The sequence below is a fragment of the Kurthia zopfii genome, assembly GCF_003143955.1.
Lineage (GTDB): Bacteria > Bacillota > Bacilli > Bacillales_A > Planococcaceae > Kurthia > Kurthia zopfii.
In genome coordinates this window covers 1-9488 of sequence record NZ_QFVS01000057.1, presented here as the reverse complement: position 1 = coordinate 9488, position 9488 = coordinate 1, and the positions used below count along the sequence as shown (strand labels likewise).

Annotated in this window: 12 protein-coding genes; 8 read left to right on the top strand and 4 right to left on the bottom strand. The window is 36.5% G+C overall.

Annotation, left to right across the window (positions count from 1 at the left end; genetic code table 11):
• Window positions 1–109: 109 nt before the first annotated feature.
• From DF281_RS13825 to DF281_RS14795, 4 genes are all read left to right on the top strand, one after another.
• Window positions 110–493, top strand: a complete 384-nt coding sequence (locus tag DF281_RS13825) for an InlB B-repeat-containing protein (RefSeq protein ID WP_109350852.1) — start codon at window positions 110–112, stop codon at window positions 491–493.
• Between the two features lie 135 nt (window positions 494–628).
• A complete protein-coding gene (locus DF281_RS13820) occupies window positions 629–970 on the top strand; it encodes a hypothetical protein (RefSeq protein WP_109350851.1) in 342 nt (113 codons plus the stop codon).
• A 240-nt stretch (window positions 971–1210) separates the two neighbouring features.
• Window positions 1211–1459 carry a hypothetical protein gene (locus tag DF281_RS13815; protein WP_109350850.1) on the top strand — a complete coding sequence of 83 codons (249 nt, stop codon included), beginning with the start codon at window positions 1211–1213 and terminating at the stop codon, window positions 1457–1459.
• Between the two features lie 267 nt (window positions 1460–1726).
• Entirely contained in the window at window positions 1727–1897 is a 171-nt protein-coding gene (locus DF281_RS14795) for a hypothetical protein (protein WP_166636158.1), read from the top strand.
• A 60-nt stretch (window positions 1898–1957) separates the two neighbouring features.
• Here DF281_RS14795 and DF281_RS13810 read toward each other — a convergent pair whose 3' ends face one another.
• From DF281_RS13810 to DF281_RS13800, 3 genes are all read right to left on the bottom strand, one after another.
• Window positions 1958–2620, bottom strand: coding sequence for an aminotransferase class I/II-fold pyridoxal phosphate-dependent enzyme (locus DF281_RS13810; RefSeq protein WP_166636157.1), 663 nt, complete (start codon window positions 2618–2620; stop codon window positions 1958–1960).
• 338 nt (window positions 2621–2958) lie between these two features.
• Complete coding sequence (locus DF281_RS13805; RefSeq protein WP_109350848.1) at window positions 2959–3276, bottom strand: GntR family transcriptional regulator; 318 nt, start codon at window positions 3274–3276, stop codon at window positions 2959–2961.
• Window positions 3277–3372: 96 nt separating this feature from the next.
• Complete coding sequence (locus tag DF281_RS13800; protein ID WP_109350847.1) at window positions 3373–4680, bottom strand: aminotransferase class I/II-fold pyridoxal phosphate-dependent enzyme; 1308 nt, start codon at window positions 4678–4680, stop codon at window positions 3373–3375.
• 217 nt (window positions 4681–4897) lie between these two features.
• On the opposite strand from DF281_RS13800, the gene DF281_RS13795 reads away from it, so the two are divergent.
• The 4 genes from DF281_RS13795 (at window position 4898) to DF281_RS13780 (ending at window position 8861) form a co-directional block, all read left to right on the top strand.
• The gene (locus DF281_RS13795) at window positions 4898–5527 is read left to right on the top strand and encodes an HD domain-containing protein (protein ID WP_109350846.1); all 630 of its coding nucleotides are present in this window, start codon (window positions 4898–4900) and stop codon (window positions 5525–5527) included.
• Complete coding sequence (locus DF281_RS13790) at window positions 5524–7413, top strand: ABC-F family ATP-binding cassette domain-containing protein (RefSeq protein WP_109350845.1); 1890 nt, start codon at window positions 5524–5526, stop codon at window positions 7411–7413. The genes DF281_RS13795 and DF281_RS13790 overlap by 4 nt, the downstream gene beginning before the upstream one ends.
• Before the next feature lie 16 nt (window positions 7414–7429).
• The gene (locus DF281_RS13785; protein ID WP_109350844.1) at window positions 7430–8557 is read left to right on the top strand and encodes a conserved virulence factor C family protein; all 1128 of its coding nucleotides are present in this window, start codon (window positions 7430–7432) and stop codon (window positions 8555–8557) included.
• Between the two features lie 88 nt (window positions 8558–8645).
• Complete coding sequence (locus DF281_RS13780; protein WP_109350843.1) at window positions 8646–8861, top strand: class II aldolase/adducin head domain-containing protein; 216 nt, start codon at window positions 8646–8648, stop codon at window positions 8859–8861.
• A 119-nt stretch (window positions 8862–8980) separates the two neighbouring features.
• On the opposite strand, the gene DF281_RS13775 is transcribed toward DF281_RS13780, so the two are convergent.
• Window positions 8981–9253 carry a hypothetical protein gene (locus DF281_RS13775; RefSeq protein WP_109350842.1) on the bottom strand — a complete coding sequence of 91 codons (273 nt, stop codon included), beginning with the start codon at window positions 9251–9253 and terminating at the stop codon, window positions 8981–8983.
• Window positions 9254–9488 lie beyond the last annotated feature (235 nt).

The following is a 9488-nucleotide window of genomic DNA, read 5'->3' as shown; positions in this document are numbered from 1 at the left end:
GCTCGGTCAAATAAGAGAAACCGCTGCAAGTAAAGAAATACACTTGCAAGTACGCTCTATTCCCAAGAAGCTCCCACTTCAAGCGTGAAGAACCGCAAGGTTTAGCTAAGTGGCGAGTAGTTCACAACGCACAGGTTATTCATTTATTGGTTGGTCTGAAAAAGCAACTGCTTCAAAAGCAGATCCAAAGTATAAACCTGGTGCAGATTATAAAGTGAAATCAAAAAATAACTTGTATGCAGTTTGGCAACGCGATTCAAATGAAGTAAAATACGCCGCAAATAAAGCGACTTCAGGGAAAGCGCCAAAATCTGCGAAAGTACTGTATGGCAATAGCGTGAAATTGAAAACCGCAGGAACTTTGAAGCGTAAAGGTTACACATTTACAGGTTGGTCAACGAATAAAAAAGCGACAAAAGCTGGGTATAAAGTAGACAAGTCATTGAAAATCATGAAACCGACGACACTTTATGCGGTGTGGAAGAAGAAATAAATCATTAATTCAAACACAGAAGTCGAGCAAGCGGCTTCTGTGTTTTTTCAATGACTTAAAATGTATTTAATTTAGGTGAAAAGGGAATAATGAAATACTAGCAATAATTGGAGTGATTGAGCGAAGAAATTAATAATGGAAATGATAGTATGTATTTCATTAATTTTTAGTCATAAGCAAGCACAAGCGAAAGACCTCGTAGTTAATACAGAACGTGAGTTGCAAGTAACTATAGGGTCAGCTCAAGACGGGGGAGTCATCGAATTTGGAGAACAATTTCCGAAAGAGGATGATATTACCGTCATCATAAACAATAATAAGAAAATAACAATAGACGCAGAAAAAAAGTTAATGAAAAATAGGATATCTATTATTTACGTTTGGGAAGGGCATACGAAAAATGAACCACAACTTATTTTGAAAAACTTCAATTTTGATGGAGAAAATCAAAAGCATTCAGGTTTATTTATTTCATAACAAAGTATTCTTGCTAAAAATGGTCCAACTGGTTTTGATTATAGTTACATAGAAATTACATATTCAACATTTAAAAATTCGACAAACACCACGATTGAAATTTTCAAAACTTACTCAAAAATAAATGAAAAATGTAAAATCACGATGAAAAATAGCACGATTGAAAATAATACAATAGAATATAATGGTGCGTTTAGAGCGAGTGAAGTTGATGAGTTGGAAATGTATAGCAAATGATTTTTGAATAATGAAAATAAAAGTTTTTATAATGCTGATGGCGCGATTTCATTATTCGATTCGGGAAATATAATCATCAAAAATTCAGTTTTCAAAAATAATAAGCTATCTGAGGATGAAGTTTCTTCAGAAGATTTATGTGGTGGTGCAATCGAGGTACACCATTTCTTTGCGGATGCGATGGAAGAAACGTCAACTTTGATTGAAGAATCTATTTTTGAAAATAATGAGATGAGCCAGTCAGTTGAATAATATGGTGGAGCGATTCTATTCCATCGTAATTCTCAAAAAATTGGGATCGATCATGAATTAATCATCAAAAAATCAACTTTCGCAAATAATAAAGCGAGCGAAGGCGGTGGCGCAGTTTCAGTTATTTCAAACCGTTATAAAGAAGATGAAATTTATACAAAGCTATCAGTGGATTATTCACTATATACAAAAGGATGTGTGAATTCGTAAATCACACATCCTTTTGTATATAATAAAGTTATATTCAAAAAAATCGAGGTGTTTCAATTGGAAAAAATAAATAATTTAATTTGGGGTGGAGTAGGTGCAATTTTAGTAGTAAATGGCATTAGTTATTATATGAACAAAACAATTTCGGTACAATCAGTCGTGATTCAAATCAGTGTTGTAGCCATCATTTGCGGTGGCGTTCTATTCTTAAAAAGAAAATCTAAGTAATTTATTTTTCAAACCAAGCTTTGTAAAGCCACTTAATGCAGTCCCTCGTCTTCATTCGATTTAAAGTACCGAAGCCCAACATGAGCAGCGGAGGAAGTCTAAATCTTTTTCCAAGTAAAATGTCGAAAATGGATATACCTTTACACCAAGTTCAGCAGCGCTCGAAATCAATTCATCTTCTGTCATCCCGTTATTTGGTTGAATTAATAAATATTGCCCCGAGTCATCACTAAACACTCGTAATGTCGACGGAAAAGTCATTTGAATAGTCGTCGGTAAAACGGCCATTTTCTGATTGTAAATAGATGTCATCTTTTTCAAGTGATCTGCAAAATAACCTTCGGTAAGGAAATTTGCCAATGCAATTTGAACAAGTGAAGATGCATTTTGCACGAAATCTTCATTAAATGCCACGAATTCCTCTACATATTGGTCTGGTAAAATTGAAAAAGCGACACGAATTGAAGGTAGAAAAGAGCGAGCGAAAGAATTAATATAAATGACATGACTGCTGTTAATCGAAGCCATTGGTGCAATGATCGTCGCATTATAGCGGAATTCAGAGTCATTATCATCTTCAATAATTAAACAATTATTCTTCTTTGCCCAAGCAATCAATTGCACACGCTTCTTCACAGGAATGGTAATACCGAGTGGTTGTTGTGAAGGCGTGAACATAGAGTAGCGACTTTTTATTCGGTATTTCAGATATTTGATGGCCATCTGGCAAAACACGATACGTTTGAGCATGATAGCCAAGCGATTGGAAAATTGAGGAAGCTTCCTTATTCCTAAGGTTTTCAATTATGAATGAATTATAGGAGTTTTTTGATTTAAAAAACATAGCTAATCGAGTTAAAAGAGCTTGAATACTACTACTTATGAAAACATTATCAGGAGAAACATCCATTTGGCGATGCTTTTTAAAATGTCGCGCTAATGCTTCTTTTAAGTTTGGTTCACCATTTGGATATCCTTTTGTATAAATACAAGCTTCTTCAGTCGCTTCGCTTAAACATTTCTTCCAACGCGCGAGTGGGAAAAATTCTTATCGACGACATCTACTTTAAAATCGTAAGGTAGGTGAACTTCGTTTTTTTTATAACACTTCGATAGCTTACTACTTTTTGGTCCGAATTTTGAAGGTGAATGAGCTTGAATTCATCACCATTACTTTCTACGTAACCTTCAATTTCTAATTGTTTATATGCGCTAAAAACATCCGTCACAGACTGTCTTAAGTGAATCGCCAAATCTCTCGGTGAAGGAAGAGTTTCTTCAACTCCGTAATCATCTTCTGTTATCGTATTTTTCAAATGAAAGTAGATTTGTTCTTCAACAGGCGAAAAACTATTGATCGTAAACGAAAGTAATTCCACAAAACTCCTCTTTCACATGAATAGTATTAATCTATATCCTTTTTTACAAAAGAAAAAAGCCCTTATTGTCAAAATAACAATAAGGACTGCGAAAAATTATAAACTTTGAGCTTTTTCAATTGCTAAAACAGCTGCATAAATTAAGTCGAATAGTTCTTCGATTTCTTCTTCTTCGATACAAGAGAATGCGACGCGTAAATCTGTATCGCTAAGTGCGATTGTCCCTACACCGAATTTTTCAAGTGCAGTTAAGCGTAATTGGTCCGCATTGACAGTTTTCAGTTTTAGACACATGAAGTATCCAGAGTTGAATGGGTAGTATTCCCAAGCATCTGCAAATTTAGCGTTTTCTAAAACTTCTTTTACTTTATTCGCGCGGCCTTTCATAATGTCGAACTTCTCTTGGCGTTGCACAGCAAATTCAGGGCTTTGAAGTGCTTTTAGTAAGAAAGTTTGAGATGGGTGAGGGCCAGAAGAAATTGTCGCACGGATGATGCCGATTGCTTTTTCCTCTAATGCTTTTAATAAAGGTTCTGATTTATTGCCGAAAGTTATGAAACCAACACGGAATCCCCACATATATTCTTCTTTTGTCGCACCATCAATTTTAACAGCAAGGACACGATCATGAATATTCGCTAATGCGCCGAATAATGATTCATGTAGTGAGTCTTCGAAGAATAGAGAGAAGTATGCGTCATCTGTAATTGCGACAACATTAATACCAGCGTTTGCGCCATCAACGATTGCTTGGACGATTGCTGCGCCTTCTTCAGCATTTGGTGTGTAACCAGTTGGATTGTTCGGGAAGTTTAATAAGACGATTGCTTTACCGTGTTCCTTTTTCGAAAGAATGGCATCACGTAAGCCAGAAGCATTAAATTTACCATTCGCATCATATAGAGGATATGTTAAAATATCTGCTCCACGGCGAATGCCGAATACCATATCGTAGTTTTCCCAGTTTTGATCAGGAATGATTAATGAGTCACCTGCATCTGCAAATAAATCTGCAGCGATGCTTAGACCATGCGTTAATGCATTCGTCACGATTGGGTTACTGAATGTTTTATCATGTAAAGTTGGATTGTCTAAAAGCATTTTTTTACGCCATTCTTTACGTAAAGCCGGTTTACCAGCTGGCGGAGCATAAGGATATAAGTCTGCAGGATCATAGGCAGATAGAGTGTCTTGTAGGACTTTTAAATGCATCGGTTGACCTTTTTCAATCGCAGTACCAATTGTTGCATTGTATTTATTTGCTTTTGATTTTGCTTCCGCAGATTGAGATAAAATCCCTTCTGTTGGGAAATACATTTGTTGACCAATTCCTGAAAGCATTTCAAAAACATGATTATTTTCAGATTGAATCGTTTTGTTCAGTTCTTGTGCTAATTTATGCATGTTCTTCGCCTCTTTTTTATTATTTCACCTATAATAGATGAGGGAATCTAGAGAATGAATGTGTTGCTTTAGATCTCTACTTTTTATTCTAGTAGATAATAGGCAATTTGCATATAGAGAATGCAATGATTCTTTTGAATAGCGCGTATTTAAAGTTATAATAGATTGTGGAATAAGTATTAATTGACGAAAATTAGTGCTAACGGAGGTAATTACAATGAATAATATCGAAACATGCCGACAATTAGTGGAAGGCATATACAATCAATTTGATGCAAGTCATGATTTTCAACATATACAGCGTGTACTAATGAATGCTCGTGCAATTATGGAAGTTGAAAAAGATGCAGATCATGAAATCGTGGAATTAGCTGTATTGCTTCATGATGTGAGTGATCCGAAATACACAACGGACAAAGAGAATGAGCAGACGATTTTGGCTCAATTAGATTTAACAGATGCTTCAAAACTACATATTCAAAATGTCATCGAATCTGTATCATTTAGTGGTGGAAACGAAAAGGAAACAACTTCGATTGAAGCAAAAATTGTGCAAGATGCGGATCGACTTGATGCATTAGGTGCGGTAGGAATAGCGCGCACATTTGCATTCGGTGGGGCTAAGGGTCGTGCATTATACGATGACGCCGAAGAAGTACGTATGGATATGTCGGTTGATGAATATCGCTCGAAATCAACAGCAAGCGTGACACATTTCTATGAAAAATTATTCCTTTTAAAAGATTTAATGAAAACGGAAAAAGGAAAGCAATTAGCACAGCAACGCCATGAATTTATGGAACAATTTATTCAACAATTAAAGGCAGAAAGAGATGGAATACTATGAGTCATTTAATCGTATCGAATTTTACGAAAACAGTTGGAGAAAAAACATTATTTAAAGACATAGAATTTACAATTGTGGAAGGCGAGCGTGCAGGTTTAATCGGTATTAACGGAACAGGGAAGTCAACATTGCTCTCTATTTTAGCAGGTCAGATGGATGCCGATACAATTACGATGGACCATCCGAATAAATACCGTGTCGCATATTTGCCACAGGATCCTCAATTTAAAGCCGGAATTACGGTTTTAGATGCAGTTTTCGAAGGGGATTCACCGGCTATTCAACTAAACCGTCAATATGAAGATGTCGTGAGAGCGTTGTCAGCGGATCCAACTTCTGAAAAGTTACAACAGAAAATGTTTGATTTACAACAACGTATGAACCAAGAAGATGCTTGGGATGTCAATGCATTAGCAAAAACAGCGTTGACGAAATTAGGCATTGATCAATTTGATGCGGAAGTCGTAGCGATGTCTGGTGGGCAGCAAAAACGTGTCGCACTTGCGAAAACTTTGATTGAGCCTGCTGATTTATACTTATTAGATGAGCCGACGAACCATTTGGATGTCGAATCAACGGATTGGTTAACAGATATGGTGAAACGCTTAAAAGGAGCGGTCATCGTCATCACCCATGATCGTTATTTCTTAGATGCCGTTTCTACGCATATTTATGAAATCGCTGATAAAACATTGTACAAACATAGCGGAAACTACGGGGATTTCCTTGAAGCGAAGGCAATTCGTCAAGAGATGCAACAATCGACGGATGCGAAACAACGTAACCGCTACCGTTCAGAGTTGAAATGGATTCGCCGTGGTGCAAAAGCACGTTCGACGAAGCAAAAAGCGCGAATTCAACGATTTGACGAACTTTCAGATTCATTGCAAAAAGATAATGACAATACGTCACTAGATATGGGCCTAGCAACAACTCGATTAGGTAAGAAAGTAATCGAAGGCGACAAAGTGACGAAAGCATTTAAAAATAAAACGCTTATTAAAGATTTTGATTTCCTCCTACAGCAAGGTGACAGAATCGGGATTATCGGGCCGAATGGTGCTGGTAAATCGACATTATTAAATATGTTATCAGGTGAATTGAAACCAGATTCAGGTGCAATTGAAGTCGGTTCAACCGTGAAGATTGCACACTTTACGCAACATCTACCTCAAATGAATACGAATGAACGTATGATTGAATATGTACGTGAATCGGCAAATGATATTGTCGATGTGGAAGGTGTGCATCATTCAGCAGCACAAATGTTGGAAAGATTCCTATTCCCGCTACATGCGCACGGTACGCAAATTGGTAAATTATCAGGTGGGGAGCGCAAACGTCTATTCCTTTTAAAATTATTAATGGAACAGCCGAATGTCCTATTATTAGATGAGCCGACGAATGATCTAGACATCGAAACTTTATCTGTTTTAGAGGATTTCATCGAAAACTTCGCAGGTGTAATTGTGACGATTTCCCATGACCGTTTCTTCCTGGATCGTATTGCGAAAAAACTATGGGTTCTTGATGGCAATGGTGGAGTAGAAGAAAGCTTGGATATTTATACAGATTTCCTTGAAAAACAGCAATCTGAAAGCAAGCATCATGTAAAAGAAGAAAAAGTCGAAAAAGTAAAAGTTGATAAAGTGAAAGCAGATAAGAAGAAATTAACTTTTAAAGAACAAAAAGAATGGAAAACCATTCAAGCGGATATCGATCGCGTCGAAGCTCAAATTATGGAGCATGAAGAAGAGATTTCAAAAGCGGGTTCTGATTTTACAAAATTACAGCAACTAACGAATGAATTAGAGGCATTAAATGAGAAATATGAGCATTTAATTGAGCGTTGGGAGTATCTAAGTGATATTGTAGAAGGGAACTAGCAAGGAGGAATAGATGATGAATATTAAATCAATCGAACCAACACCAAGTCCGAATACGATGAAGGTCATTATTGATCAAGAATTACCATTTGGAACAGCAAATAACTATAATGCTTCAAATATAGAAAATGCACCTCAAATTATTCAAGATATTATGCAAGTTGAAGGTGTGAAAGGTGTTTACCATGTAGCGGATTTCCTAGCTGTTGAGCGAAATGCGAAATTTGACTGGGTAAATATTTTAGCTTCTGTACGCCAAGTTTTTGGTGAAGAAGTAGGCGAATCGAAAAAAGAAGATGGCCCGAGCGATCATTTCGGTGAAGCATATGTCCATCTACAAATGTTCAAAGGCATTCCGCTACAAGTAAAAGTTTTCGATTCAATCGAAGAAAAACGATTTGCTTTGGACAAGCGTTTCATCAATGCTTTTAACGAAGTGTTAGGAACATCGGATGATGATGACTTCATTTTACAAAGAAAATGGGTTGATTCAGGAGTTCGTTACGGCGATAAGGAAGAAATCGGCGCGAGTATTATTAATGAGCTGGATGCGACTTACACGGCAGAGCGTTTGCAAGAGCTAGTAGATGCGGCGACAGATGATACGATTTCGATTGAATTAGACAAGCAGAAAATTTCGCTTGAACAATTCGACGTGGAAGATTGGGAAGAGCGTTTTAAATTATTAGATCAAATTCCTGATCCAGATATATCTGATTTGCCGATGCTTGCAAAAGCGCTTGAAGATGAGAAAATGTCGATTCGTAGACTGGCAACTGTTTATTTAGGAATGATTGAGGATGAAGCGGTTGTTCCATATTTAGAAAAAGCATTAATCGATAAAAGTGCATCAGTTCGTCGTACGGCGGGCGATTGCATGAGTGATTTAAGCATGCCAAACTTTGAAGATGCGATGATTCAATCATTATCTGACAAAAATAAATTAGTGCGTTGGAGAGCAGCGATGTACTTATATGAATCAGGTACGGAGAAATGTCTTACAGCTTTAGAGCAAGCGCAAGATGATTCAGAATTCGAAGTAAGCCTACAAGTGAAGATGGCAATCGAGCGAATTTCACAAGGAGAATCTGCAAAAGGTTCAATGTGGCGACAAATGACTGAAATGAGAAAATCATCAAAATAAACTTTGTATATTATGTAGATATAGAGATATAGAGATGAAATATTGATGAATAAAGCCGATACTATCAATATATAGAGGTGATTACATCATGATTTGTGGAAAATGCAACAGTTCTAAAGAAACTGTATTAGTGTCACAAAATTATCAACTACCAAATGCAATTTGTACGATTCATCATATTCCAGCAACGAAATGCAACTGCCAACTTTATATTTCAAACAGTATTAATCAAGAAATTGTTGATTACTTAGAAGAGAATAAAGCTGCGAATTCAACTTTGAATGTTTCATTTGCACAAGTGTAAAATTTGATAAACTTTCCTCTGGAGTCATTCCAGAGGTTTTTTTGATGCTTTTCCGCCACTTATTTTGGCGAAAATCCAAAGAAAAAGGTGAGTAAGCTACAAACTTACTCACCTTTTTTCTATGAAGTTCTTTTCAATGTTGCAAGTGGTAAAGATTCGACTTTTTCTCTTTGGAAGGAAGGTTGCAATGGAGTGTCGTTATAAACTGTAAATGCTCTTTTTGCTTTCCTAGTGGAAATCATCGACATATACACACTTGATAAAATTAGTACAGCTCCCGTGAAGAATATAAGTGCCTTTACCGCATTACTTGTAAATGGAGCAGTGAACACCGTCGTAATTAAACCAAACCCGACAAATAATAGGAAGTATAAAGTATTTCGATCCTTCATAGTACCAACCCCCATTTCAAAAGAATGATAGTTTATACATTCCACCATTTTTACTTTTCCAAAAAAATAAATAAATTGAAATAGAAAATACAAAAAATACATATTACTTTTACGTGAACTACTCGCCACTTAGCTAAACCTTGCGGTTCTTCACGCTTGAAGTGGGAGCTTCTTGGGAATAGAGCGTACTTGCAAGTGTATTTCTTTACTTGCAGCGGTTTCTCTTATTTGACCG

What these genes read in the sequence shown, in the direction of transcription:
- DF281_RS13810 (WP_166636157.1), bottom strand. Translation starts at nt 2,620, where the DNA reads ATGGCCATCAAATATCTGAAATACCGAATAAAAAGTCGCTACTCTATG.
- DF281_RS13820 (WP_109350851.1), top strand. Translation starts at nt 629, where the DNA reads ATGGAAATGATAGTATGTATTTCATTAATTTTTAGTCATAAGCAAGCA.
- DF281_RS13775 (WP_109350842.1), bottom strand. Translation starts at nt 9,253, where the DNA reads ATGAAGGATCGAAATACTTTATACTTCCTATTATTTGTCGGGTTTGGT.
- DF281_RS13795 (WP_109350846.1), top strand. Translation starts at nt 4,898, where the DNA reads ATGAATAATATCGAAACATGCCGACAATTAGTGGAAGGCATATACAAT.
- DF281_RS13780 (WP_109350843.1), top strand. Translation starts at nt 8,646, where the DNA reads ATGATTTGTGGAAAATGCAACAGTTCTAAAGAAACTGTATTAGTGTCA.
- DF281_RS13785 (WP_109350844.1), top strand. Translation starts at nt 7,430, where the DNA reads ATGAATATTAAATCAATCGAACCAACACCAAGTCCGAATACGATGAAG.
- DF281_RS13790 (WP_109350845.1), top strand. Translation starts at nt 5,524, where the DNA reads ATGAGTCATTTAATCGTATCGAATTTTACGAAAACAGTTGGAGAAAAA.
- DF281_RS13800 (WP_109350847.1), bottom strand. Translation starts at nt 4,680, where the DNA reads ATGCATAAATTAGCACAAGAACTGAACAAAACGATTCAATCTGAAAAT.